Here is a 24,731-nt window from a genome sequence, read left to right as displayed (position 1 = left end):
TCAGACCACCGTCAGCGGCAGCGACTTGCGCGGCTCGAAGACGAACCGCGATCCCCCGCTGACATTGGCGATCATCACCTCGGGCAGCTGCTTGTCCTCACCCTCATGCTCGGTGAATACCGCCACCCATTCCTCGGCATTCCCCGAAACCTCCACACCGAAATGCGGATCGACCGCGGTCGCGATCGCCTGCAACGGCCGTGTTTCCGCGGGCCCACACAGCGAGATCCAGGCCTGCTCCTGGTGAGCGGGTGACCCCCACACCTGGAGCCGGCCATCGGAGATTTCGGCGTTCACGTATCCGACGGGATTCAACAGCGGGTGCACGTGGAGTACCTGCAGCACTCCGTCGATCCCGTCGGGTACCTGCAACGCCTGCTTGATCCGCGCCGCGGCGACACCCGCAATACCGATGAGCTGTTGGGTGCGAATGGTGCGCGCCAACTCGGCATCGGGAGCCCTCTTGCCTACCGCGATCGAGAACCCAAGAAACAGGAGATGCATCTGCAGACAGATCTCGTCGGCTATCCGCACCAGCGCCGAATGCGAGAAGGCACCGAAATCCAGGTCGGACAGCAGGGGCCCGGCGTAGTCGGAGGCCCCCGCATCGGCGGTATCGATAGCGTCCAATTCCCAACCGGCGGCCACAGACGCGCCGACCACGTCCAGAGCGGGAATCCCGGACACCGCCGGATAGGACTCGTCGATGGTCACCGTCCATGCGCAATGCGGATGCCGATCCGCAGGCGTGCGCGGAGGCCGGTGAATCGGCCGAACCTGCGCATGCGGGTTGGTGGCGAATGCCGTCGCATCGAATGTGGGGTCCTCGATGTCGTGACACATGCCCGTCACGTAGTCAGGTCCGAGCGGTTCCACATCGAGCAGCGCGCCGCAGTGGTCAAGATGAAACTCCCCGTGCCACTTGTCATGCACGGTGTACCGGAAGTCCATGAACTGTGGCGGGGCCCCGATGTCGAGCTGCATACCCTTGAAGATGGTAATCACATCGTCGCCCTCGAACCGCAGCGCCTTCTGCATGCGCCGGGTGTAGATCGGGCTGGATGACGCCCATTCCTCGATGGCGACCTGCAGCATCTCCTCTCTTCCGAAATGCTGTATGCAGTAAGCCATTCCGGAACGGTCAATAAGCTGACCGATGAGCAGCAGCTCCGGAACCAGGACCGCCAACTGGCCCTGGGACAACCCGGAGAATCGGCTAGTCACCCTTTGACTCTTTCGCACGTTTGGCTTCATTGTTTTTTGCTATGGCCATCTCGACGTGCTTGTTGACCCGTTGGCCCAGTGGCCACCCGACGTAGTGCGTGATGAACAGCGCGACCTCCCGCAGCTCGGCATCGGTGAGCTCAGCGTTCTTGAGCGCGGCCCCCGTCTGGATCTCCAGGATCTCGTCGAGCCCCAGGGCACTCACCGCGCCGAGGAGCAGCAGCCGGCGATCACGCATGGACAGCTCGGGCCTATCCCAAATGGTGCCGAAGAGATGCTCTGCGGTGTACTTGAAATAGTCGCCGGGCAGGTCGGGCATGTCCCAGCCGTAGACCTCTTTCATCTTGTCCAGCCCCTTGCGGCGCAGCTCATCCATTAGATCTCTCCCTCCGTAGACGGCACAGCATGGGGCACACCAAGACTCGCGGCCAGACGCTCACGGGCCAACGTCGCCAGCGGCAGCTGGACTGACTGCTCTTCACCCAGTGCCAATGCCAGGCTCAGGTCCTTTTCGCCGAGACCGCGCACATGCGTGAAGATGGGATGCCAGAAGCTGTCCGATGCCACCGGTGCGGTGGTGTCTCGCAGCATGATGGCGCCCGGCCCGCCGGTGATGGCATCGGTGTGGCGCACCACCTTGCCCAGATCGGTGATGTCCAGCCCGCAACTTTCGGCCAGTCGCTGCGCCTCCCCCGCCGCGGTAAAGGCTACAAAATGGAGGAGATTGCGCGCCAATTTCATTCGGGTCCCCGCGCCCGGCGCGCCGGCATGAATCACCAGTGACGCCCACTTCGACAAGGGTTCCTTGACCCGCGCGAATGTCTCATCGTCGGCGCCGACCATGGTGGCAAGCTCACCCTTGTGTGCCCCCGGAGCGCCGCCGCTCACCGGCGCATCGATGACGTGGATGTCCTTGGGCGCCCAGTGTTGTGCGAGTTCGACGGCCGTGGTGTCGCTGATGGTGGAGTGGATCGCGATAATGGTGCCGCGCTTTACCTTCGGCGCCAGCTCCCCGATGACCTCACGTACCTGCGCGTCGTCCAGCACCGTGACGCTGATCAGGTCGGCATCCGCGAGATCGGCCAGGCCGTCCGCCGCGCGCGCACCCGCCTCGACCAGCGTTGCCACAGCCTCGGCCCGCAGATCGAAAACCGTGAGCCCGCCGGGCCAGTCGACAAGTCGCTGGGCCATGGGAGCACCCATGTTACCCAGACCGATGTACCCCAATTTGAGGGCAGACTGCGTCATGATCGGATGATCTGTCCGCCATCGACGTTGAACACCTGACCGGTGATCCAGGACGCCTTGTCCGACAGCAGGAACAGGCACATGCCCACCATGTCGTCGACGGTGCCCATCCGGCTCAGCGGGATGTTTTTGACCAGTTCGCTGCGGAACTGCTCCGGCACGGTGCCGCGAGTGGCCTCGGTGTCGGTAGGCCCCGGCGCGATGGCGTTGATGCGGATCTTCTGCCCGCCCAATTCGCGGGACAGCTGCTGGGTGAGGCCATTGATGCCCACCTTCGCCAGTCCGTAGAAGCCCGAGTACAGCCATGCCGCCGTAGAGGATTGGTTGACGATAGCACCGCCTCCGCGCTTGGCGATGTGCTTGTACACGGCCCGGGTACACACCAGCGCCCCGTCCTGGTTCACGCTCATGAACTTCTTGTAGTAATCCCACGGCACCGACAGCAGTAGATCGAGCTTCATACCGCCGTAGATCGCCGCGTTGTTCACCAGAAAGTCGATACCGCCGAACTCGGAGACAGCCTTGTCCGCCATGGCTATTGCTGAATCGGGATCGGAGACGTCGACGTTCGCGAAGAGGGCCTTACCACCATCGGCCACGATCTGTTTGGCGACGCTCTCGCCCAACTCGGCGTTGATATCGGCGACCACCACCGCCGCGCCCTCGCGCGCCAGGGCATGCGCGTACGCCTCACCGATGCCTTGCGCGGCGCCGGTGACGATGGCCACCTTGCCCTCGAACTGCCCAGTCGAACTCACGTTACGATCCTTCCTACTTCACAGCCGTTGCAATGACTTTGGTTTCCAGGTACTCCTCGAAACCGGCTACACCCATTTCCCTGCCGATACCCGATTGCTTGTACCCACCGAAGGGGGCGTCTGCGGAGTACCAGACACCGCCGTTGACATTCACGGTTCCGACCCGTAGCCGCGACGCGACCCGCGCCGCGCGTTCGTCGTCCCCACTGAAGACCGTCCCGGACAGTCCATACGGTGAATCGTTGGCGATCCGCACCGCGTCGTCGTCGCCGTCGTGCGCGATCACCACGAGTACGGGACCGAAGATCTCCTCGCGTGCCACCCGTGCGTCGTTGGTCAGCCCGGCGACGACGGTGGGCTCGATATAGAAACCTCGATCCTTGCCCTCGGGTCGCCCGCCTCCACAGGCGAACGAACCACCCTCGGCGATAGCCAGATCCAAATAGGACTGGACCCTGTCGCGCTGGCGCGCCGAGATAACCGGTCCACATACGGTTCCCGGCTTGTTGGGATCCCCCGGTTTCAGGGAACCCATGGTCGCCGCCGCCGCCTGCACCGCCTCGTCATAGCGTGCGCGCGGCACCACCAACCGGGTGGTGATCGCGCAACCCTGGCCGGCATGCATGGCCGCGGTAAATCCGGCGACGGAGCACGCCCCGCTCAGCTCTGCGTCGTCAAGCACAATGAATGCCGACTTGCCGCCGAGTTCCAGAAACACCTTCTTGACGGTGGCGGCCGCATCGGTCATCACCGCGCGCCCGGTCGCCGTGGAGCCGGTGAACGACACCATGTCCACCCGGGGATCCGTCGACAGCAGCGCACCGATGCGGTGATCACTGGCGGTGACGATGTTGAAGACGCCCGGCGGAAAGTCGGTGTGTTCGGCGATGATTCGCCCCAGTACCGCTGCACACCATGGGGTATCCGGTGCCGGCTTGAGTATCAGGGTGTTACCAGCCGCCAGCGCCGGGCCGACCTTGGCGAGGTTGATCTGATGCGGAAAGTTCCACGGCGTCACCGCCCCGACCACGCCGACGGCCTCACGAGCGAGGGTGCGCCTGGTCTTGATACCCATAGGCGCGGCGACACCGAGATCGGCGTTCCAGTCAAAGGATTCCGCGGTATCGGCGGCGAAGCGCAGATCGTCCACCGGCCCCTCGAGCTGCGCACCGGCGGTCAGCATCCGGGGCGCCCCCACCTCGGCGATGGTCAGTTCTCGCAATTCTTCGACATGAGCCCTCATGCCATCGCGCAGCTGACGGAGACACTGCACGCGCAGACCCACATCCCGTGACCAATCGGTGTCGTCGAACGCCCGACGCGCCGCCTCGATGGCATGGCTCATGTCATCGATGTCGGCATCGGCCGCGGTACCGAGCACCTCCTCGGTGGCCGGGTTCACCGTCGGGAACCGCCCGGCACCTCCGGGAATCAACTTTCCGTCGATGAACAGATCACTGTCACCATCGGCCAGGAGTGCCATGTCACCTCATCCCACAAATCTGGACACTTGTCCATTCCCTACCTGTGAACCATAACCATCCAAATCCCACCATGGCAAGACCGGAGTCAGGGAAGGCTTAGAAATTAGTGGTGGACAGTATTTTTCACAGGACGTCTTGCTCAGTCTCGATGCGCGCGCTAATCTGGACATGTGTCCAGTGAAGCTGTGGTGACCCTCACAAGTGAATCGCCCCGAAACCGGCGGCAGGAAGAGACGATTCGCAAGATCGTCACCGCGGGCCGGGAGATGCTCGGCGAGACCACCTACGCGGATATGACGATCCGCGGCGTGGCGGCCCGCGCCAAGGTCGCCCCCGCGACCGCATACACGTACTTCTCCTCTAAGAGTCATCTCGTCGCCGAGATCTACCTCGACCTCATCCATCAGGCGCCGTACTTCACCGATGTCAACGACGGCCAGTCCGCGCGGGTCACCAAGACGCTGCGGAGCCTGGCGTTGGTGGTTGCCGACGAGCCCGAGATCGCCACGGGATGCACGACGGCACTGCTCAGCAACAACGACGAGGCCGTGCGCGCCGTCCGCGACAAGATCGGGCTGGAAATCCACCGCAGGATCCGTTCGGCGATGGGACCCGATGCAGATCCACGCGTGGTGTCGGCCCTCGAGATGACCTTCTTCGGCGCCCTCATGCACGCGGGCAGCGGCACCTTCACCTATCACGAGATCGCCGACAAGCTCACCTTCGTGGTGGATCTCATGCTGGGAAAGAACGAATGACAGCCGCCTCTATGTCCTCATTGGTGTTCGACCCGTACGACTACGACTTCCACGAAGACCCGTACCCGTACTACCGGCGATTGCGTGACGAGGCACCGCTGTATCGCAACGACGAGCTGAACTTCTGGGCACTGTCGCGACACCAGGATGTGTTGCAGGGCTTCAGGAACAGCGAGGCTCTGTCCAATGCGAACGGGGTCTCGATGGACAAGGCCTCCTTCGGGCCGCATGCCAAACTGGTGATGTCGTTTCTGGCGATGGACGACCCCGAGCACCTTCGGTTGCGCACGCTGGTGTCCAAGGGGTTTACTCCCCGGCGAATCCGCGAACTCGAGGGCCGGGTCGTCGCGCTGGCACGCATGCACTTGGACAGGGCGTTACAGCACAAGAGCTTCGACTTCATCGCCGATTACGCCGGCAAGCTGCCCATGGACGTCATCTCTGAGCTGATGGGCGTGCCCGGGCCCGACCGCATCCGCATCCGGGAACTGGCCGACGGCGTCATGCATCGCGAGGATGGCGTCGCCGACGTGCCACAGAAGGCCATTCAGGCCTCGATCGACCTGATGACCTACTACATCGACATGGTCAAAGAGCGCAGACGTCAGCCCTCCAACGATCTGACGTCCGCTCTGCTACAGGCGGAAATCGACGGCGACCGCCTCACCGACGAGGAAGTGATCGCCTTCCTGTTCCTCATGGTGATCGCGGGTAACGAGACCACCACCAAGCTGCTGGCCAACGCCGTGTACTGGGGCCACCGCAATCCCGATCAGCTCGCCGGCGTCTACGCAGACCACGAGCGGATACCGCTGTGGGTTGAGGAATCGCTGCGCTATGACACCTCCAGCCAGATTCTCGCGCGCACCGTGGCCGAGGATATGACGTTGTACGACACGACCATCCCCGCCGGTGACATCCTGCTGCTGCTTCCTGGTTCGGCCAACCGCGACGACCGGGTGTTCGAGGATGCCGACGACTATCGCATCGGACGGGAGATCGGCGCCAAGCTCGTGAGCTTCGGCAGCGGTGCCCACTTCTGCCTCGGCGCACACCTGGCACGCATGGAGGCCAAGGTCGCCCTGACCGAGCTGTTCACCCGGATTAAACATTACGAAATCGACGAAAGTGCCTCCGTACGAGTGCATTCCAGCAACGTCCGCGGTTTCGCATATCTGCCCATCACCGTGGAGGTCTACTGATGCCGCGCTTTGAGCCCCACCCGGATCGACGCCCATCAATCATCGCCGGAGCCTCCTCGGGCATCGGTGCGGCGACGGCGATCGAACTCGCCGGCCGGGGGTTTCCGGTTGCGCTCGGCGCCCGCCGTGTCGACAAGCTGACCGAACTCGTCGAGAAGATCCGGGCCGACGGCGGCGAAGCCGTGGCCTTTCCCCTCGACGTCACCGATGCTGACTCGGTGAAATCGTTTGTCGCGGAGAGCATTGACGCGCTGGGCGAGATAGATCTGCTAGTGTCCGGCGCCGGCGACATGTACCCGGGCCGGGTCCATGAAATGAGCGCAGACACCTTCGCCGCACAGATTCAGGTGCACCTGTTGGGTGCCAATCGACTCGCCACGGCGATCGTGCCCGATATGGTCGCGCGACAGCGCGGCGATGTGGTGTTCATCGGGTCCGATGTCGCGTTGCACCAGCGTCCGCACATGGGCGCCTATGGGGCGGCGAAGGCCGCCTTGCTCGCCATGGTGAACACCATGCGCATGGAGCTGGAAGGCACCGGTGTTCGGGCCTCGATCGTGCACCCCGGCCCGACATTGACCTCGATGGGCTGGCAGCTTTCCGCTGAACAAGTCGGCCCCATGCTCGAGGACTGGAAAACCTGGGGACAGGCGCGTCACTCCTACTTTCTGCGTCCCTCCGATATCGCGCGCGCGGTCACCTTTGTCGCCGAAACCCCCAGGGGCGCCCATATCGCGGAGATGGAAGTACAGCCGGAGGCGCCGTTGACGGACGCCCCGGCCGATAAACAGAAGCTTGAACTCGGCGAGGAGGGCATGCCGTCATGACTACCCCAACCGTTCCGCGGGTCTCCGGCGGAGAGGATCAGTACGGTCATCTGGAGGAATTCCGCACCGATCCCATTGCGCTGATGAAACGCATCCGGGACGAGTGCGGAAACGTCGGCACCTTCCAACTCGCCGACAAGCAGGTGGTATTTCTCTCCGGCGCTGAAGCCAATGAGTTCTTCTTCCGGTCCAGTGACGAAGATCTGGACCAGGCCGAGGCCTACCCCTTCATGACCCCGATCTTCGGCAAGGGTGTCGTCTTCGACGCCGACCCCGAACGGCGCAAGGAGATGCTGCACAACGCGGCGCTGCGCGGCGAACAGATGAAGGGGCACGCGACAACCATCGAAAATGAAGTCCGGCAGATGATCTCGCGCTGGGGCGACAGCGGTGAGATTGACCTTCTCGACTTTTTCGCCGAGCTGACGATCTACACCTCCTCGGCCTGCCTGATTGGCAAGAAGTTCCGTGACGAGCTCGACGGCAGGTTCGCCCACCTGTACCACCAGCTCGAGCAGGGCACCGATCCGCTGTGCTACGTGGACCCGTACCTGGAGATCGAGAGCTTCCGTCAACGCGATGCGGCGCGACAGGGTTTGGTGGCGCTCGTTCAAGAGATCATGAACAACCGGATCGCCAACCCGCCGACGGACAAGAGTCGGCGCGACATGCTCGATGTGCTGATCACGATCAAGGACGAAGGCGGCAATCCCCGCTTCACCGCCGACGAGATCACCGGCATGTTCATCTCGATGATGTTCGCCGGGCACCACACCAGCTCGGGCACCGCCTCATGGGTGCTCATCGAGCTGCTGCGCCACCCCGACGTCCAGACGCAGGTCATCGATGAGCTGAACGAGCTATACGCGGACGGGAGCGAGGTGAGTTTCCATGCGCTGCGCCAGATCCCGAAGCTGGAGAATGTGCTCAAGGAAACGCTGCGACTACACCCACCACTCATCGTCCTGATGCGAGTCGCCAAGGGCGAATTCGAGGTGGGCGGATTTCCCATTCACAACGGCGACATGGTGGCAGCCTCCCCCGCCGTGTCGAACCGGATCGCCGAGGACTTCCCCAACCCGGACGGCTTCATACCGGACCGCTACGAGAAGCCGCGGCAGGAAGACATTGTCAATCGCTGGACATGGATACCCTTTGGCGCGGGTAGACACCGCTGCGTGGGCGCGGCCTTCGCCACCATGCAGATCAAGGCGATCTTCTCAGTGCTATTGCGCGAGTATGAGTTCGAGATGGCACAGCCGGCTGACTCGTACCACAACGACCACTCCAAGATGGTGGTGCAACTGGCACAGCCGGCCAAGGTTCGTTACCGCCGGAGGCCCTGATGCCATTCCGGGTCGATGTGGACCGCGACCTGTGCCAAGGCCACGCGATGTGCGAGTTGGAGGCCCCGGACTACTTCCGCGTCCCCAAGCGAGGCACCGTCGAGATTCTCGACCACGAACCCCCCGACGAGGCTCGCGACGAGGTCGAGCGCGCCGTCGAGGAATGTCCTGCACGAGCCCTGTTCATCACCGAAAAGTATTAGGAGTGCCGACTGTGCCCCAATTCCCTCGCCAAGAACTCGACGATGTCGTCGCGGACTGGCTACAGGCCAACCTGGATGCCGAAAAGGCCGGCGACTGGAAACCGTTGGCACGCTTCTACACCGACGATGCCACCTATGGATGGAATATCGGCCCCAAGGAAGACGTGATGTGCGTCGGCATCGACGAAGTCCGGGATATCGCCCTCGGCCAGGAGATGGAGGGCCTCGAGGGCTGGACGTATCCGTACCAGAAGGTGATCGTCGACGACAAGCAGGGCGAGGTGATCGGGTTCTGGAAGCAGATCGCGACCGGGTCCGACGGAACCGAGTCCGAGATCTACGGTATCGGCGGCAGTTGGTTCCGGTATGCCGGTAACGGTCAATGGAACTGGCAACGCGACTTCTTCGACTTCGGTCATGTGTCGGCCCTGTACATGGACCTCATCAAGGCGGGCAAGCTCAGCGAGGGGATGCAGAAGCGCATCCAGCGCGGCCTCTCGGGCGAGAAGGTGCCCGGCTACTACCCACTTGGCAAGACCCCGGTACCCCTCTGGTGACCGCCATGAAAAGCGCTGCGGAGCTTGGCCTTCCGGAAGGGTTCGATTTCACCGATCCCGGGTTGTACGGGGAGCGGATGCCACACGAAGAGTTCGCGACGCTGCGTCGCGAGGCTCCAGTGTGGTGGAACCCGCAGCCGCGCACGGTGGGCGGATTCGCCGATGACGGCTACTGGGTGATTTCCAAACACCGGGATGTACGCGAGGTTTCGTTGCACACCGACATCTTTTCGTCGGGCCACAAGGGTGCCATCCCCCGCCTCGAGGACCACATCAGCCCGGAGGAGTTCCAGGCCACGCTGTCCGTCCTCATCAACAAGGACGCCCCCGAACACACCCAGCTGCGCGGGCTGGTGTCTCGCATGTTCACCCCGCGCTCCATCGCGGCGTTACGCGTCACCCTGGAGGAGCGGGCGGAGCGGATTGTCCGGGCAGCCCTCGATGGTGGACACGGTGAGTTCGTGCGCGAGGTGGCCAGCGAGCTGCCGATGCAGGCCATCGCCGAATTGATCGGCGTTCCCGAGGAGGACCGCGTCAAGCTCTTCGAGTGGAGCAACCAGATGACGGGTTACGACGAGGCCGATGTTGAGGTCGACCCACGTGTCGGCGCCGCCCAGATCCTCGGGTATTCGTATCAGCTCGCCGAGCAGCGCCGCGACTGTCCGGGCAATGACGTGGTTTCTCGCCTGCTGACCGGCACGGTAGACGGTGAACGGCTCACCCCGGAACAGTTTGGATTCTTCGTCGTGATGCTGTCGGTGGCGGGCAATGAAACCACCCGCAACGCAACCACGATGGGCATGATGGCCTTCCTGGAACACCCCGAACAATGGGAACTGTTCAAAAGGGACAGGCCGGCCTCCGCCGTCGACGAGATAGTCCGGTACACCTCACCGCTGATCTCACAACAACGAACCGCATTACAGGACACCATGATCGGTGGTGCACCCATCAAGGCCGGTGAGCGAGTGGTCATGCTCTACCCGTCAGCCAACTTCGACGAGGAGGTGTTCGAGAACCCGCATACCTTCGACATCACCCGCGATCCCAACCCGCACCTGGGCTTCGGTGGCACGGGAGCCCACTACTGCCTGGGGGCCAACCTCGCGAAGGTAGAGCTGGAGATCATCTTCAACAAGATCGCCGATCGCATGCCTGACATCTCGCGGATCGGGGACGCGCCCCGGTTCCATTCGGGCTGGATCAACGGCATCAAGAAATTCGACACGGACTACTGCCCCGTCACGCACTGATGCCCAATTGCGTTGTCGTCGGCGGTAGCCGCGGAATCGGCCGAGCGGCAGCACAGCTCCTCGGCGAGCTCGGCGCCCATGTGGTGGTGAACGGCCGGCATGCCGACGCGGTCGATGAGACGGTCGACGCGATCACATCCAGCGGCAACACGGCGGTCGGGTTTGTCGGGTCGCCCGACAACGAGCGGACAGCCACGGATCTGATCAACACCTGCCGCAGTGAGTTTGGCGGCATCGACGCGTTGCTCAACTGTGCGGGCATACCGGAGCCCGCCGGCTCCTCCATTCTGACCATCACCCCCGATGACTTTCACGAGCTGATCGATGCGCATCTGGGCACCGTGTTCCACACCAGCCGCGTGGTCGCACCGCTCATGGCCGCCCAGCGACACGGAACCATCATCAACACCGGATCGACTGCCGCCCTCGGCATCTACGGCGGTACCGGCTATCCAGCGGGCAAGGCAGCCGTCAACGGACTGACCTTGGCCATCGCCGCCGAGTTGAAGCAAAGCGGTGTGCGCGCGAACGTCGTCTGCCCGGGTGCCCGCACCAGGCTTTCCGAGGGCGCGGAGTACATCGCACATCTGCACAATCTGTATGCACGGGGACTACTCGACGAGATGACCCTGCAGGCGTCGCTCGAACCCGCGCCGGCCGAGTGCGTGGCACCGCTCTACGCCTATCTCGCCAGCGATCTCTCCGCACGCATCACGGGCCAAATATTCATCGCGGCAGGCGGATTCATCGGGCGGTTCAGAAGACAGGTCCCCACCCCGCTGGGCTACCGAGACCACACGGAATCCACGCGTTGGTCGATCCAGGAGATCGATGAGTTGATGGGCCGTCGATAACTACTGTCCGAACCGCCGGTTCCTCGCGGCGTAATCGCGCAGCGCGCGCAGGAAGTCCACCCGCCGGAACTCGGGCCAGTACGCGTCGGTGAACCACATCTCCGAATACGCGCTCTGCCAGAGCAGGAACCCCGACAATCGCTGCTCCCCCGATGTCCGGATCACCAGGTCCGGGTCCGGCTGCCCCGACGTGTACAGGTTCTCGGAGATGGCCTCGACGGTCACCGCCTGCACCAGCTGCTCGGCGGTGGCCCCGTTGGCCAGCTCCTTGTTCAACAGGGTGCGCACCGCATCGGTGATCTCCTGCCGGCCGCCATATCCGACCGCCACGTTCACATGAAAAGCGGCATCCGCAGGTGCGGACTTCACCGCTTGACGCATGCGCTCAGCCACCTCGTCGGGCAGCAGGTCGAGGTCTCCGACGCTGCGCACACTCCACTTGTTCTGCGGGGCACACAGCTCCTCGACGACGTCGGTGATGATCTCCAGCAGCTCGCCAAGCTGATCGGGGTCGCGGGTCAGATTCTCGGCCGACAGCAGATAGACGGTGGCCATCTCGACACCGGCGTCCTGACACCAGCCGAGCATCTCACCGATCTTGCGGGCGCCCATCCGGTACCCATGGCTGACGTCGGTGTACCCCGCCGAGCGGGCCCAGCGGCGGTTTCCATCGCACAGGACCGCGATGTGCCGTGGTTTCGACGCCTTGGCCAACTCCTGCCGGAGCCGCATTTCGTAGAGCTTGTACAGCGGTTCCTTCAGCCTCGGCGGGATGATCTCCACGGACCCAGCCTAGCGAGCCCACCGCGCGCCGGAGCAGCAGATATCGATCTGCACAGAACGTTCACAATCACCGCCCAGACAAGAGGGGATACTGTGACGCATGCAGACCGATGAGGCCCCCGCAAGCGGGACGGACCCCCAGCTTGCACCCGACGCACAAGGTTCTGAGCATTCCCTGCCCATGGCCGCATTCGTCGGCGGTATCGAGACTCTCCCGATCAAACCCAAGGCGCGTGGCTGGATCCATTTCTACGCGTGCGTCACCGCCGTGGTCGCGGGAATCGTTCTCGTGTCGGTCGCCTGGTCAGTGCGCTCACCGCAAGCCGGCCTGGCCACCGCCATCTACAGCCTGACGGTGCTGGGCGTCTTCGGAGTCAGCGCCGCCTATCACCGGGTGAACTGGAAATCCGAGACCACCCGCACCTGGATGAAGCGGATGGATCATTCGATGATCTTCATCTTCATCGCGGGCAGCTATACGCCGTTCGCGATGCTGGCGATGCCGCCCGCAGAAGGCAACCTGGTGCTCGCCATCGTGTGGGGCGGCGCGGTCGCCGGGGTGATTCTCAAGATGTGTTGGCCGACGGCTCCGCGCTGGGTGGGGGTGCCGCTGTACCTGATGCTGGGATGGGTAGCGATCGGCTTCTCATCGACGCTCCTACACGGCGCCGGGGTGCCGGCACTGGTGCTGCTGATCGTCGGCGGGGCCTTCTACAGCGTCGGCGCGATTCTGTATGCCGTGAAATGGCCCAACCCGTGGCCGCTGCACTTCGGTCACCACGAGTTCTTCCATGCCGCGACCGTCATCGCCGCGACCTGCCATTACATCGCTGTCTGGTTCGCCGTCTTCTGACGGCGAACCAGCAGGCACAAGGGACTAGAGCTGCTTGATGTCGTCCTGGGTCCAGAAGGCCCGCATCGAGCTGATCTTGCCGTTGTCGTCGAAGGTCATCACGTCGATCGGCGCGATGACCATGCCACCGTTCTCGTGCTTGATGGTCAGCTCGAAGTGGAACGCGGCCTCGTTGTTCGTGGCCCGCACCAACTTCAGCTCGCCATGACGGTCCAGCGGCTCGATGGTGGCGTAGAAGCCCTGGATCGCCTCACGGCCCGTGAGGACATCGGCGCCCAGCGGATCCTCGACAGTGGCGTCCTCGGCGTACAGGTCGGCAATCTGTGCTGCGGTGCCCGTGGTGAGCAGGTCGCAGTAGCTCTGGACGACGGCGAGAACATCTTCGCGGGTTACGGTCATGCTCCCGGACGCTACCTACCCAACGCCGCGTCTAATTGTTCGGTCCCGGTCACCGGGAGATCGCAGACGGTTCCCCGGCACACGTAGGCGGCATCGACGTCGCCCACCTGCCCCCTGTCGCGCAATAACTCGCTCGAATCCTTAACCCCACCAACCACAATCGCGCCCCCGGGTGCCGACAGTCGGGCTCTTCGCAACAGTGGCGAGGTCGCGGCGACGCACGCCACCGCGATCTGAATCGGGCCCCGCACCGCGGCCTCGGCCACCGCCAACCAATGGCCGGCCGATCGTGGTGCGCGCGCCAGCGCCATGGACGCCGCCGACAGCGAGGCGTGCGCGGCCTCCCGATAGCGAGAGTCCTCCAGCAGATACCCGCCGATAAGCAGCGCCTCGGTCACCGCTGACGCCCCCGACGGGGTCGCGCCATCCAGCGGATCACTCGGCCTGAGTACCAGCTGCTCGGCATCGTCGGCGACGTCGAACCACGCGCCCGGCGATTCCGGATCGGTGAAGTGATCCAGTGCGGTATCGAGCAGCTGCGCGGCGGCCTCGCGCCAGCGCCACTCACCCGTCACCTGGTACAGGGATAACAGGCCCGTCGCGAACGTGCCGTAGTCCTCAAGCACACCGTCCCCTTCGGACACCTGCCCGCCCAGACTTGCGCGCCGCAGCCTGCCGTCGCGCAGATGTAAATCCAGCAGCGCGGCGGCGCAGCCGGCCGCCGCATCCAACAGATCATTGCGGTCCAGGGTGATCGAGGCTTCGACGAGCGCGGTGATGGTCAACCCGTTCCAGGCGGTGACTGCCTTGTCGTCGCGGCCGGGCTGCACCCGATGCTGCCGCGCCGCCAGTAGCGTTTCGCGCACCCGACGCCACCGGTCCACGTCTTCGGGGTCGCGCAACAGCTGCAGCACCGAGCTCCCGTGTTCGAAAGTTCCCGTCGACGTCACCTCGAAAAGCGTTGCGGCCCAGTCACCATCTTGGGGCCCCAGGATCTCGGCGAGCTGCTCGGGCGTCCACACATATGTGGAGCCTTCCGAGCCGTCGGCATCGGCATCCAGCGACGAGACGAACAGGTCACCCACCCGCAGCTCGTGCAGCAGGAAATCGGCCGTCTCGGAGGCGATTCGCCGTGCCAGTGCGTCGCCGGTGCGGCGGGCCCAATGCGCGTAAGCACGCAACAGGAGTGCGTTGTCGTAGAGCATCTTCTCGAAGTGCGGCACTACCCAGGCCACATCCACGCTGTACCGCGCGAAGCCTCCGGCCAACTGGTCGTAGATACCGCCGCGCGCCATCGCCGTCGCGGTCCGGGATATCGCCCCGAGCACGGCGGCGTCTCCGGTGCGTTCGTATCCGCGCAGCAGTGCCTCCAGGAGAGACGAGGGCGGAAACTTGGGCGCCCCACCGAATCCCCCGAAGCGCATGTCCTCCGCGGGCAGAATCGCGGCGATCGCGGTATCGCATAGCGCGATATCCACCCCGGGCCCGGCGGGTAGGCGGCCGGACATCGCCTGCAGCTGGCCGGTGATGCTCGACGCGGCCTCTTCTACCTCGTCTCGGCGCTGATCCCAGGTTTCACGAACCGCCGAAAGTAACTGCAGAAAACCCTGTTTCGGGTAGTAGGTCCCGGTGTAGAAGGGCCGCCCATCCGGGGTGAGAAAGCACGTCATGGGCCAGCCGCCCTGCCCGTTCATCGCGACGGTGGCATTCATATAGACGGCGTCCAGGTCCGGGCGCTCCTCGCGGTCGACCTTGATGTTGACGAACCCCGCGTTCATGACGGCGGCAACCTCGTCATCCTCGAAAGACTCATGGGCCATCACATGGCACCAATGACAGGCCGCATACCCGATCGACAGCAGGATGGGCACATCGCGAGACTGCGCTTCCTGCAACGCCTCTGGCGTCCATTGCTGCCAGTGCACCGGATTGTCGACGTGCTGGCGCAGGTATGGGCTGGTCGCCTCGCCCAGCCGGTTAACGGTCATCGCCCCGCTGATCGGAGGAACCCGAAGGCGTTTCGGGTTCCACGGCGGAGGTTCCGACCGTGCCATCGTCGATGGCCTGATCGGGCTCGGGATGTTCGGGGTCGAATGTCTCCGGCAACTTACGCAGATGCGCGTTCATCGACCGAACCAGGAAGAAGGTGCCCACCAGCAGTAGCACCACCACCGTCAAACCGAACGGACCGGCCTTACCGAAATCGGGTCCGACATTGGTCGGGCTCTTCTCGTCGGCGAGTACCAGTACGGCGTCCATCAACATCATTTGGCTTCAACTCCTGCGAACAAGTCGTCCTCGGGGGTGCTCGTCGGCACGCGTGACTTCGCGAGCTCGAAGTCCTCAGTGGGCCACAGCCGTCGCTCGAACTCGCGCGGCACTGCGAAAAAACTACTGTCCGGCGGGATTTGAGACGCATGTGCACGCAGCGCGGCATCCCTGGCATCGAAAAAGTCGGCGCAGGCCACGCGGGTGGTCACCCGGCGATCAAAGGTGTCGTCATCGGCGGGCCAGCGCTCAAGCCATTCATCGAACGGTCCCTTGTATCCATGGTTCTTGCACTCATCGTTGAGCAACTGCATACGCGCGCGCATGAATCCATGGTTGTAGTAGATCTTGCTGACGGTCCAGGGCTCACCCGCCTCCGGAAACTGCTCCGGGTCCGCCGCGGCCTCGAAAGCAGCCATCGATACCTCGTGGCACCGAATGTGATCCGGATGCGGATAGCCACCGTTCTCGTCGTAGGTCGTCATGACATGCGGCCGGAATTCCCGGATCACCGCGACCAACTTGGCGATCGGCTCTTCGATGGGCACCAGCGCAAACGAATCGCTCGGCAGCGGCGGTAGCGGGTCGCCCTGCGGGAGCCCCGAATCCACATAGCCGAGCCAGCGGTGTCGCACACCCAACTCGGCCGCGGCCTTCGCCATCTCCTCGCGACGGATGGTTCCGATATTCGCGGCGACCTCGGGGCGGTCCATGGCCGGATTGAGGATGTCACCGCGCTCCCCGCCCGTCAGAGTCACCACGATGACATCGTTGCCCTCGGCGGCGTACCGCGCCGTGGTCGCGGCACCCTTGCTGGCCTCGTCATCGGGGTGGGCGTGCACCGCCATCAATCGCCATCCGGTCACCCGCGCGCCCGCCTCTTTCTGTCAGCCGTCACTGCTCTCGCGCCCCCATCGTTTCATCCCCGGTATACCCGTCATACCGTTGACCCGTGCAGCGACCAGAGGACCGTTACGGGACCAAGCCCGCCAAGCCCAACCGTGGCCGCTGGATCGCGATCGCGCTGACCGCATTGGTCATCGTGGCCGGGGTGGGGATCGCGGCGATCGGATATGCCCGATTGGGCCCAGGAGATGTCAAGGGCGAACTCTCCGCGTACAAGATCGTGGACTCGTCGACGGTTTCCGTCACCGCCTCGGTGGAACGGAAGGACCCGTCTAAGCCGGCCGTCTGCATCCTGCGGGCGCGTTCTATCGACGGCAGCGAGACCGGACGACGCGAGGTGCTGGTGCCACCGTCCTCACAGCGATCCGTGCCGGTCACCGCCTTGGTGAAGTCGACCCGGCCCCCCGTGACCGGGGATGTTTACGGCTGCAGCCTGGCGGTTCCGTCGTATCTGATCGCGGCCTGACCCCAATTTCCTGAGCATCGGCGCCACGGGACGGCGCCGGGGCCGACAGAGACACGTCGGCAACGTTCACATCGGGCAAACCTCGCCCAAAAATAGGCTGAACATCACAGCGACAGTGGTATGCTGGCCGGATACACGGATCCCTGCTGGGACCGTGTATTGCTGCATTCTGGAGAGTCAATCCCGCAGCAATGCACCCGACCCGGCACCCGATAGAGGAGCGCCAGTGGACTTTGCTGGCCTGAGACAAGGAGTACCTGCACCATGACCGACACCCAGGTGACCTGGCTGACCCAGGAATCACATGATCGGCTCAAGGCGGAACTCGACCAACTGATCGCCAACCGCCCCGTCATCGCCGCTGAGATCAACGAGCGCCGCGAAGAGGGAGACCTGCGCGAGAACGGCGGCTACCACGCTGCCCGCGAAGAGCAGGGTCAGCAGGAGGCTCGCATCCGTCAGCTACAAGAGCTGCTCAACAACGCCAAGGTGGGTGAGGTCCCGACGCAGTCCGGTGTCGCGCTGCCCGGTTCGGTCGTCAAGGTCTACTACGACGGCGACAAAGACGACACCGAGACCTTCCTCATCGCCACCCGCCAGGAGGGCGTCAAGGACGGCAAGCTCGAGGTGTACTCCCCCAGCTCACCGCTGGGTGGGGCGCTTATCGACGCCAAGGTCGGCGAGACTCGCACCTACACCGTGCCCAACGGCGCCGAGGTGAAGGTGACGTTGGTCAGCGCAGAGCCGTACCACGACTGATTCTCGATGAGTTCGTCGATCGAGTGCGAGCCTCACGCGGAAATCTGATCTGAAATCCGCGTGAGGCTCGCGCTCGATGGGTAAGGGGTGTGGGACTAGCGCTCTTCTTGAACCGTCAGGCCGGCCGCGACGATTGCGTCGAGGACGGCCTGACGGTGTTCTGGCCCTCGCGTTTCGACGGTAGCCAACACATCCACCTCACCCAGACGCAGACGCTCGCTGTTACGCCAGTGCGTGACGTCGACGACACTGGCACCTGACGCCCGAAAGACGTCGAGGAGACCCGAGAGTCCACCCGGTGCGTCCGCGACGGTCACCCGCACCGTCAGATAGCGCCCGGCGGCCCGCAGACCATGAGTGATGACATGGGTGAGCAACAGCGGGTCGATGTTCCCGCCGGAGAGCACCGCGCACACCGGGCCGCTGAGACGGAGTTCCTCGGCGGACAGCGTGAGCAACGCGGCCACCGCGGCGGCGCCGGCAGGTTCCACTACCAACTTGGCCCGCTCCAGGCACAGCAGCAGCCCGCGCGACAGAGCCTCCTCACTGACCGTGACCACGTCGTCGACCAGTGCGGCCACATGCTCGAACGGCACGGCTCCCGGCTTACCGACCGCAATGCCGTCTGCCATGGTGTCCATCGATTGCAGTGCCACCGGATGCCCGGCCTGCAACGACAGCGGCCAAGCGGCAGCACCCGCCGCCTGCACCGCGACGATCCGTACCTCGGGTCGCGCCGCCTTGACCACCGCGGCGATACCCGCGACAAGCCCGCCACCGCCCGCGGGCACCACGATGGTGCCGACATCGGGAAGCTGCTCCAGAATCTCCAGCCCGACGGTGGCCTGCCCGGCCACGACGTCCCGATGGTCGAAGGGATGGATGAGTACCGCGCCGGTCTCCGCCGCGAACTCCGTCGCGGCCAACAGCGCATCATCGATGGTGGTGCCGGTGAGGTGCACGGTCGCGCCGTACGCACGGGTCGCGACGATCTTGGGCAGCGCGGCCCCTACCGGCATGAACACTGTCGACTGAATGCCCAGTGTAGTCGCCGCCCACGCCACGCCCTGGGCGTGATTACCCGCACTGGCGGCCACCACCCCATTCACCCGTTGGTCGTCGGGCAGCAGACTGATCCGGTTGTAGGCGCCGCGCGGTTTGAAAGATCCTGTGCGTTGCAAGTTTTCGCATTTGAGACGCACCTCGTGCCCGCAGCGTTCACTGAGTGCACGGAAGGCCACCACCGGTGTGCGCCGCATCACAGGGGCAAGCCGCTCGGCCACCTCCTGGATCTCCTCAACCGTCACCAACCCTGTTGCTCCCGCTGCCTGGATGCCCATGCCAGGCATCATGTCACCAGTTCTGCCGCTATTGTCCCCTCATGCCACAGATTGCGGAGGACCTCCTGCTTCTGTTGCTGAACAATGCCTCCGGACGGCCCCTGCTGGACAAGGATCGGCGCACACAGGCCCTGGCCGCCGCGATCATCCTGGATCTTGCTCTGGCGCAACGCGTCCGACCGGCCACCCACGGTGAACCGGCCAAGGCCGGCAATCTGCTGGTGCTGCAGGCGCCGGATATCGGAGATCCAGTACTGGACCGGGCGGCGCACCGACTGCGACGACGACCCATGAGCCCGGTCGAGGCGATCACCAAGGTTGGCCGCGGCGTGAACTCCCAGATGCTGCACAGGCTGGAGATCACCGGGGATATCCACACGGTCCGCATGGGCAGCCGTCTCTTCCCGGAGAAGTACTGGCCGGTGACCAACAACGAGCGCGCCAACGCAGTGCGACAGGGCGTCACGGATGTGTTGTTCCACTACGCCCCGCCCGCTCCCAGCACCGCCGCGATCATCGCAGTCCTCCACGGGGTCAACGGTTTCGACGCGATACTGAGCCTCGACCCCGTCGGCAAGCAGCAGGTGTCCCGATGGTCGCAGACAATCGCCGACGGCGGATGGTCGGCCCAGATCCGCGACAATCGCGGCTCGGCGGTCAACCTCGCGGTGACTGCCGCGGTGATCTCGGCGGCTCTTCATTCGATGAACTAGCGGTTAGCGCAAAGCCTGTTCCAGATCACCGATCAGGTCGCCCACCTCTTCGATACCCACCGACAACCGCACCAGGTCCTCGGGCACCTCCAGCAGTGACCCGGCAGTCGACGCGTGCGTCATGGCAGCCGGATGCTCGATCAGCGACTCCACGCCGCCCAAGGACTCAGCAAGAATGAAAAGCTCTGTTCGCGAGCACAAATCGAGTGCCGCCTGACGCCCGCCGGCCAACCGCACGCTGACCATCCCGCCAAATCCACGCATCTGCCGGGCGGCTACCGCGTGCCCGGGATGACTGTCCAGCCCCGGGTAGACAGTGTGCGCGACCGCCGAATGGCCGGCCAGGAACTCGGCCACCGCTTGAGCGTTCTCACTGTGTCGCTGCATGCGCAGCGCCAATGTCTTGATGCCCCGATAGGTCAGGTAGGCGTCGAACGGGCCCGGCACGGCGCCCGCGCCGTTCTGCAGGAACGCGAATGCGGTATCCAACTCCTCGTCATTGGTGAGCAACGCGCCGCCCACCACATCGGAGTGTCCGCCAATGTATTTGGTGGTGGAGTGCAACGCGATATCAGCGCCAAGATTCAGCGGTTGTTGCAACGCCGGCGATGCGAAGGTGTTGTCCACCAAGAGCTTCACCGAATGTTCGGTTGCCACCTGGGCGACGGCCGCGATATCGGCGATGCTCAGCAGCGGGTTGGTGGGGGTCTCGAGCCAGATCAGCTTGGTGCTGGGGGTGATCGCCGCACGAATGGCGTCGACATCGGCCACCGGGACCGGGGTGTGGGTAACTCCCCACTGCGAGAAAACCTTATCGATCAGCCGGAAGGTGCCGCCGTAGGCATCGTTGGGGATGATCAGATGATCACCCGGGCGCAACAGCGCGCGCAGGACGCAGTCGGTGGCCGCCATCCCCGAGCTGAATGCCCGACCGAAATGGGCGTCTTCCAATGCCGCCAGCGAGGATTCGAGAACCGCCCGGGTGGGATTGCCGGTGCGTGCGTACTCGAAACCACCGCGCAGCTGACCGACACCGTCCTGGGCGAACGTCGAGCTGGCATAGATCGGCACGTTGACCGCACCGGTCTGCGGATCGGCGTGGAAGCCACCGTGGATGGCTCTTGTGGAAAACCCTTGCCACCGAGACGCGTCGGCGGCGCTGCGCTGCTCACTCATCAGGTCCGAGCCTATACGGACCCGTGGAAGTGAGACAGCCCAGCGCCGCCAATCGGGTTACTTCTACTTGGGAACGACGACGGTCTTCACTAGCATGTCGGCGATCGTCTGGCGTTTCGGCGTGAACAACGGCAGCAGGAAGCCGATGTAACAGATGATCGCGTCGAGAACATGCGCCAGCGAACGGACAACGGACATACCGAACCCGATCGGCTGGCCGGTGGCCTCGCCGAGCACCTGGATGCCGAGCACACCCTTGCCGATGCTTGAACCCGTGGTGCCCTGCTTCAGGCCCCAGTTCCAGACGAGCCATCCGACGCCCAGGAGCCAGAACACGACCAGTGCAGCAATACCCAATCCGGAGTACCCGGCGCTGCAGCTGCTGAAGGTCATCCCACCACCACTCATGGGATCGCCGTACACCTCGCCCACGCACTCCGTGTCGGAGGTCATCGTCGCGCCGGCGATCAGCTGGCCGATGCCGACCAGTACGGCGTAGGGGATGAGGTCGATGATCCAGGCACCGACACGCTTGATCCAGATCTCAAAATTGCTACCCGGCAGGGCTGGTGCACCGGCTGCCGGAGGAGGCGGCGGGTACCCGCCCGGATCCTGCGGCGAGGGTGGTGGAACTTCAGTCACGGTTGTCCTCCAGTTCGTATGACACGCATCAGCGTCGAGCAACAGAGCACATTACGCTTTCAGCGTTTCCACAGGTTGGCTTCTGTGAAACGATTTGGGACCAAATTCAGTGCCGCACGCCTCTACCCGAGGAGACGAATCCGAGCAGGTCATGGCGGGTAATGACACCGACAGGCTTGCCCTCGTCGATCACCATCACCGCATCGGTGTCACGCAACATGGACCCCGCGGTACTCAGCGGCTCGCCTGCACCGACCAGCGGCAACGGCGGACTCATGTGCTGGGACACGGCATCGGCCAATTGCGCCCGGCCCTCGAATACCGCTGACAGCAGCTCCCTTTCGGATACCGACCCGGCGACCTCACCGGCCATGACCGGCGGTTCGGCGCCGACGACCGGCATCTGCGACACCCCGTACTCGCGCAGGATCTCGATGGCGTCGCGCACCGTCTCGGACGGGTGCGTATGCACCAAATCCGGTAGCGCACCGGACTTTCCACGCAGCACGTCGCCGACCGTGGGCTCAGACTTGCTGCCATCGAGGCGGCTACGCAGGAACCCGTAAGAGGACATCCACGAGTCGTTGAACACCTTGGACAGGTATCCCCGGCCACCGTCGGGCAACAGCACCACGATCACGGCATCGGGTCCGGCCTTCTCAGCCAATCGAATTGCCGCCACCACTGCCATACCGCAGGATCCGCCGACCAGCAATCCCTCTTCGCGCGCCAGCCGGCGTGTCATCTCGAACGAGTCGGCATCGGATACCGCGATGACCTCGTCGACAACGCTGGGGTCGTACGCGGTGGGCCAAAAGTCCTCTCCCACACCCTCGACGAGGTACGGGCGGCCCGTGCCACCGGAGTAGACGGACCCCTCCGGATCCGCACCGACGACCTTCACGGCGCCACCGGAAACCTCCTTGAGGTACCGGCCCGCACCGGTGATCGTCCCGCCTGTTCCCACCCCGGCGACGAAATGGGTGATCTTGCCGTCGGTATCGGCCCAGATCTCCGGGCCGGTGGTCTCGTAGTGGCTGGCCGGCCCGTTCGGATTGGAGTACTGGTCGGGCTTCCAGGCGCCGTCGATCTCGCGCACCAGACGGTCTGAGACGTTGTAGTAGCTGTCCGGGTGCTCCGGCGGCACGGCCGTGGGGCACACAACGACCTCGGCCCCATAGGCTCGCAACACATTCCGCTTGTCCTCGCTGACCTTGTCCGGGCATACGAACACGCAGTGATAGCCCTTGCGCTGGGCCACCAGCGCCAACCCGACGCCGGTGTTGCCCGACGTGGGTTCGACGATGGTGCCACCGGGCTTGAGCAGGCCCGCTTCCTCGGCAGCCTCGATCATTTTGACGGCGATGCGGTCCTTGGAGCTACCGCCGGGATTGAGGTACTCGATCTTGGCTGCCACCACCGCTCCTGCACCCCCGGGGCCCTGAGGCACCACCGAGTTGAGCTGGACGAGGGGGGTGTTACCGATCAGATCGGAGACATGCTGGGCGATGCGCATGCCGGTAACGCTATTAGACCCGCGACCGGCCCGCGCACAGGGGAGCTAACGGAGTGATCAAACCGCCGCTGGCGCGACGAACTCCGCCGAGGAAGTCTCGGGCACCGCATCGCGGATGTACTGACCGATCTGCGCCAGCGACCTCTTGGCCTCCGGCACGATCTTGGTGGCCACCTGGAAAACGTGCATCTGACCGGGCCAGATCTTGATCTCCACCGGCACACCCTGCTCGGCGAGGCGCTGCCCCAGCAGGCGCGCGTCGTACAGCAGCACCTCCGACCCGGAGCAATGCACCAGCGTCTGCGGCATCCGGCTGTCGACCTTGTCGATGATCTCCCGCGGCGGGATCCCGCCGCCGGCCTTGGTCAGGATCTTCTCCAGCGCCTCAAAGCAGTTGGGCGGCAACATCAGGTCGGTCTTGGCGTTCTCATGCGCGACCTTGGGCGCGGGATCCAGCTCGATGAGCGGCGAGATGAGTGCCAGCGCGGCCGGAGCTTCACCGTCCTCGGCCAGCAAGCGTTCGGTCACGGCCACCGAGAGAAAACCGCCGGCCGAATCGCCAGCCAGCACAATCTGCTCCGCCGCATATCCCTGCGCCCGCAGCCACCGGTACCCGTCCAGACAATCATCGACAGCCTGATCCAGGGAGGCCTTGGGCGGCATGCGGTAATCGACCACCAGGCATGGCGCGTCGGCGTGCTGGGAGATCGTGGAAACCATGGCGCTGTGGGTGTTTGGGCCACCCACGATGAACGCGCCACCATGCAGGTACAGCACCACCCGGCCCGTACCGTCCACCGGTCCGACACCCTTGGCGCGAACCAGGCGCGCGTTGGTGTTCGGCAGCGTGACGGTCGCCTTGACCGTGCCGCGCGGGGCAACCAGCACCCGGCCGAGTTCTTCGATCAGCCCAAACGGGTAAGGAAGAGTGGGGGCGTGGCTGCCAATCTGCAGCACCGTGCGCACCGTCATCCGGACACCGAATCCCAGCAGCCTCGCGGCCATACTCGCCGCGTCCTCGATCACTTCGACAGCGGCGCCATCGCTCATTGGAAGGGCGCGTACCAGCGTGTTCAGCGAGGATCCGGTAGATCCCGCATGCCCGTATTCGGGGGTGCGCTTCGGTGCGGTCATCTGTTCAGGCTCCTTTGCCTAGCCAGTGTCCTGCGTCTACTCAGGCTGCTAGCTGGGAGCTA

The 24,731-nt window shown here is 64.3% G+C and carries 28 protein-coding genes; 13 read left to right on the top strand and 15 right to left on the bottom strand.

The genetic code is table 11. The features are described 5' to 3' along the window. Genes DSM43276_RS05430 through DSM43276_RS05410 form a run of 5 tightly spaced genes read right to left on the bottom strand, consistent with a single transcriptional unit; the run spans nucleotide 1 to nucleotide 4,713 of the window. Nucleotides 1-1,224 carry a hypothetical protein gene (locus DSM43276_RS05430; RefSeq protein WP_078329429.1) on the bottom strand — a complete coding sequence of 408 codons (1,224 nt, stop codon included), beginning with the start codon at nucleotides 1,222-1,224 and terminating at the stop codon, nucleotides 1-3. Continuing rightward, a complete protein-coding gene (locus DSM43276_RS05425; RefSeq protein WP_078329428.1) occupies nucleotides 1,217-1,600 on the bottom strand; it encodes a carboxymuconolactone decarboxylase family protein in 384 nt (127 codons plus the stop codon). Before DSM43276_RS05425 ends, DSM43276_RS05430 begins: the two co-directional genes overlap by 8 nt. Next, nucleotides 1,600-2,472 carry an NAD(P)-dependent oxidoreductase gene (locus DSM43276_RS05420; RefSeq protein ID WP_078329427.1) on the bottom strand — a complete coding sequence of 291 codons (873 nt, stop codon included), beginning with the start codon at nucleotides 2,470-2,472 and terminating at the stop codon, nucleotides 1,600-1,602. Before DSM43276_RS05420 ends, DSM43276_RS05425 begins: the two co-directional genes overlap by 1 nt. Next, nucleotides 2,469-3,230 carry an SDR family oxidoreductase gene (locus DSM43276_RS05415; protein WP_078329426.1) on the bottom strand — a complete coding sequence of 254 codons (762 nt, stop codon included), beginning with the start codon at nucleotides 3,228-3,230 and terminating at the stop codon, nucleotides 2,469-2,471. The genes DSM43276_RS05420 and DSM43276_RS05415 overlap by 4 nt, the downstream gene beginning before the upstream one ends. 13 nt (nucleotides 3,231-3,243) lie before the next feature. Beyond that, on the bottom strand, nucleotides 3,244-4,713 hold the full coding sequence (locus tag DSM43276_RS05410; RefSeq protein ID WP_078329425.1) for an aldehyde dehydrogenase: 1,470 nt from the start codon (nucleotides 4,711-4,713) through the stop codon (nucleotides 3,244-3,246). Nucleotides 4,714-4,884: 171 nt separating this feature from the next. Here DSM43276_RS05410 and DSM43276_RS05405 point away from each other — a divergent pair, with 171 nt between their 5' ends. From DSM43276_RS05405 to DSM43276_RS05370, 8 genes are read left to right on the top strand one after another with little or no spacing between them, the layout of a single operon-like run. Next, the gene (locus DSM43276_RS05405) at nucleotides 4,885-5,472 is read left to right on the top strand and encodes a TetR/AcrR family transcriptional regulator (RefSeq protein WP_078329424.1); all 588 of its coding nucleotides are present in this window, start codon (nucleotides 4,885-4,887) and stop codon (nucleotides 5,470-5,472) included. After that, nucleotides 5,469-6,674, top strand: coding sequence for a cytochrome P450 (locus tag DSM43276_RS05400; RefSeq protein ID WP_078329423.1), 1,206 nt, complete (start codon nucleotides 5,469-5,471; stop codon nucleotides 6,672-6,674). The genes DSM43276_RS05405 and DSM43276_RS05400 overlap by 4 nt, the downstream gene beginning before the upstream one ends. Then, a complete protein-coding gene (locus DSM43276_RS05395) occupies nucleotides 6,674-7,501 on the top strand; it encodes an SDR family oxidoreductase (protein ID WP_078329422.1) in 828 nt (275 codons plus the stop codon). Before DSM43276_RS05400 ends, DSM43276_RS05395 begins: the two co-directional genes overlap by 1 nt. Next, nucleotides 7,498-8,847, top strand: coding sequence for a cytochrome P450 (locus tag DSM43276_RS05390; protein ID WP_078329421.1), 1,350 nt, complete (start codon nucleotides 7,498-7,500; stop codon nucleotides 8,845-8,847). Before DSM43276_RS05395 ends, DSM43276_RS05390 begins: the two co-directional genes overlap by 4 nt. Next, a complete protein-coding gene (locus DSM43276_RS05385; protein WP_078325128.1) occupies nucleotides 8,847-9,050 on the top strand; it encodes a ferredoxin in 204 nt (67 codons plus the stop codon). Before DSM43276_RS05390 ends, DSM43276_RS05385 begins: the two co-directional genes overlap by 1 nt. Nucleotides 9,051-9,061: 11 nt before the next feature. Then, nucleotides 9,062-9,607, top strand: coding sequence for a Cif family virulence factor (locus DSM43276_RS05380; protein WP_078329499.1), 546 nt, complete (start codon nucleotides 9,062-9,064; stop codon nucleotides 9,605-9,607). 5 nt (nucleotides 9,608-9,612) lie between these two features. Further along, nucleotides 9,613-10,860, top strand: a complete 1,248-nt coding sequence (locus DSM43276_RS05375) for a cytochrome P450 (protein WP_078329498.1) — start codon at nucleotides 9,613-9,615, stop codon at nucleotides 10,858-10,860. Further along, on the top strand, nucleotides 10,860-11,714 hold the full coding sequence (locus DSM43276_RS05370; RefSeq protein ID WP_078329420.1) for an SDR family NAD(P)-dependent oxidoreductase: 855 nt from the start codon (nucleotides 10,860-10,862) through the stop codon (nucleotides 11,712-11,714). The genes DSM43276_RS05375 and DSM43276_RS05370 overlap by 1 nt, the downstream gene beginning before the upstream one ends. On the opposite strand, the gene DSM43276_RS05365 is transcribed toward DSM43276_RS05370, so the two are convergent. Next, nucleotides 11,715-12,497, bottom strand: coding sequence for a (2Z,6E)-farnesyl diphosphate synthase (locus DSM43276_RS05365; protein WP_078329419.1), 783 nt, complete (start codon nucleotides 12,495-12,497; stop codon nucleotides 11,715-11,717). 100 nt (nucleotides 12,498-12,597) lie between these two features. Here DSM43276_RS05365 and trhA point away from each other — a divergent pair, with 100 nt between their 5' ends. Then, nucleotides 12,598-13,350 carry a PAQR family membrane homeostasis protein TrhA gene (trhA, locus tag DSM43276_RS05360; protein ID WP_078329418.1) on the top strand — a complete coding sequence of 251 codons (753 nt, stop codon included), beginning with the start codon at nucleotides 12,598-12,600 and terminating at the stop codon, nucleotides 13,348-13,350. A gap of 24 nt (nucleotides 13,351-13,374) precedes the next feature. On the opposite strand, the gene DSM43276_RS05355 is transcribed toward trhA, so the two are convergent. Genes DSM43276_RS05355 through mca form a run of 4 tightly spaced genes read right to left on the bottom strand, consistent with a single transcriptional unit; the run spans nucleotide 13,375 to nucleotide 16,883 of the window. After that, the gene (locus DSM43276_RS05355; protein WP_078329417.1) at nucleotides 13,375-13,749 is read right to left on the bottom strand and encodes a nuclear transport factor 2 family protein; all 375 of its coding nucleotides are present in this window, start codon (nucleotides 13,747-13,749) and stop codon (nucleotides 13,375-13,377) included. An 11-nt stretch (nucleotides 13,750-13,760) separates the two neighbouring features. Continuing rightward, nucleotides 13,761-15,737: a thioredoxin domain-containing protein gene (locus DSM43276_RS05350; RefSeq protein ID WP_078329416.1), complete on the bottom strand. Its 1,977-nt coding sequence runs from the start codon at nucleotides 15,735-15,737 to the stop codon at nucleotides 13,761-13,763. Beyond that, the gene (locus DSM43276_RS05345; protein WP_078329415.1) at nucleotides 15,727-16,017 is read right to left on the bottom strand and encodes a hypothetical protein; all 291 of its coding nucleotides are present in this window, start codon (nucleotides 16,015-16,017) and stop codon (nucleotides 15,727-15,729) included. The genes DSM43276_RS05350 and DSM43276_RS05345 overlap by 11 nt, the downstream gene beginning before the upstream one ends. Beyond that, on the bottom strand, nucleotides 16,014-16,883 hold the full coding sequence (mca, locus tag DSM43276_RS05340) for a mycothiol conjugate amidase Mca (RefSeq protein ID WP_078329414.1): 870 nt from the start codon (nucleotides 16,881-16,883) through the stop codon (nucleotides 16,014-16,016). The genes DSM43276_RS05345 and mca overlap by 4 nt, the downstream gene beginning before the upstream one ends. Nucleotides 16,884-16,969: 86 nt before the next feature. Between mca and DSM43276_RS05335 the strand changes: the two genes are divergently transcribed. Next, nucleotides 16,970-17,389 (top strand): DUF4307 domain-containing protein, encoded by a 420-nt coding sequence (locus DSM43276_RS05335; RefSeq protein ID WP_078329413.1) that lies wholly within the window; start codon nucleotides 16,970-16,972, stop codon nucleotides 17,387-17,389. A gap of 264 nt (nucleotides 17,390-17,653) precedes the next feature. Then, complete coding sequence (gene greA / locus DSM43276_RS05330; protein ID WP_078325120.1) at nucleotides 17,654-18,148, top strand: transcription elongation factor GreA; 495 nt, start codon at nucleotides 17,654-17,656, stop codon at nucleotides 18,146-18,148. Nucleotides 18,149-18,243: 95 nt separating this feature from the next. On the opposite strand, the gene ilvA is transcribed toward greA, so the two are convergent. Further along, on the bottom strand, nucleotides 18,244-19,392 hold the full coding sequence (gene ilvA, locus DSM43276_RS05325; RefSeq protein WP_234802634.1) for a threonine ammonia-lyase: 1,149 nt from the start codon (nucleotides 19,390-19,392) through the stop codon (nucleotides 18,244-18,246). On the opposite strand from ilvA, the gene DSM43276_RS23760 reads away from it, so the two are divergent. Continuing rightward, nucleotides 19,354-19,569 (top strand): hypothetical protein, encoded by a 216-nt coding sequence (locus DSM43276_RS23760; RefSeq protein WP_234803014.1) that lies wholly within the window; start codon nucleotides 19,354-19,356, stop codon nucleotides 19,567-19,569. The two genes, ilvA and DSM43276_RS23760, sit on opposite strands and share 39 nt — an antisense overlap. Continuing rightward, nucleotides 19,530-20,201, top strand: a complete 672-nt coding sequence (locus DSM43276_RS05320; protein ID WP_078329412.1) for a GOLPH3/VPS74 family protein — start codon at nucleotides 19,530-19,532, stop codon at nucleotides 20,199-20,201. Before DSM43276_RS23760 ends, DSM43276_RS05320 begins: the two co-directional genes overlap by 40 nt. A gap of 3 nt (nucleotides 20,202-20,204) precedes the next feature. On the opposite strand, the gene DSM43276_RS05315 is transcribed toward DSM43276_RS05320, so the two are convergent. From DSM43276_RS05315 to DSM43276_RS05300, 4 genes are all read right to left on the bottom strand, one after another. After that, nucleotides 20,205-21,377 (bottom strand): cystathionine gamma-synthase, encoded by a 1,173-nt coding sequence (locus DSM43276_RS05315; RefSeq protein ID WP_078329411.1) that lies wholly within the window; start codon nucleotides 21,375-21,377, stop codon nucleotides 20,205-20,207. 63 nt (nucleotides 21,378-21,440) lie between these two features. Continuing rightward, nucleotides 21,441-22,019, bottom strand: a complete 579-nt coding sequence (locus tag DSM43276_RS05310; RefSeq protein ID WP_078329410.1) for an RDD family protein — start codon at nucleotides 22,017-22,019, stop codon at nucleotides 21,441-21,443. Between the two features lie 106 nt (nucleotides 22,020-22,125). Beyond that, nucleotides 22,126-23,535, bottom strand: coding sequence for a cystathionine beta-synthase (locus DSM43276_RS05305; protein ID WP_078329409.1), 1,410 nt, complete (start codon nucleotides 23,533-23,535; stop codon nucleotides 22,126-22,128). A 57-nt stretch (nucleotides 23,536-23,592) separates the two neighbouring features. Then, complete coding sequence (locus DSM43276_RS05300) at nucleotides 23,593-24,669, bottom strand: alpha/beta hydrolase (protein WP_078329408.1); 1,077 nt, start codon at nucleotides 24,667-24,669, stop codon at nucleotides 23,593-23,595. Between the last annotated feature and the right edge of the window lie 62 nt (nucleotides 24,670-24,731).

Source organism: Mycobacteroides salmoniphilum (assembly GCF_004924335.1).
GTDB classification, from domain to species: domain Bacteria; phylum Actinomycetota; class Actinomycetes; order Mycobacteriales; family Mycobacteriaceae; genus Mycobacterium; species Mycobacterium salmoniphilum.
This window is presented reverse-complemented; position numbering and strand designations above follow the sequence as displayed.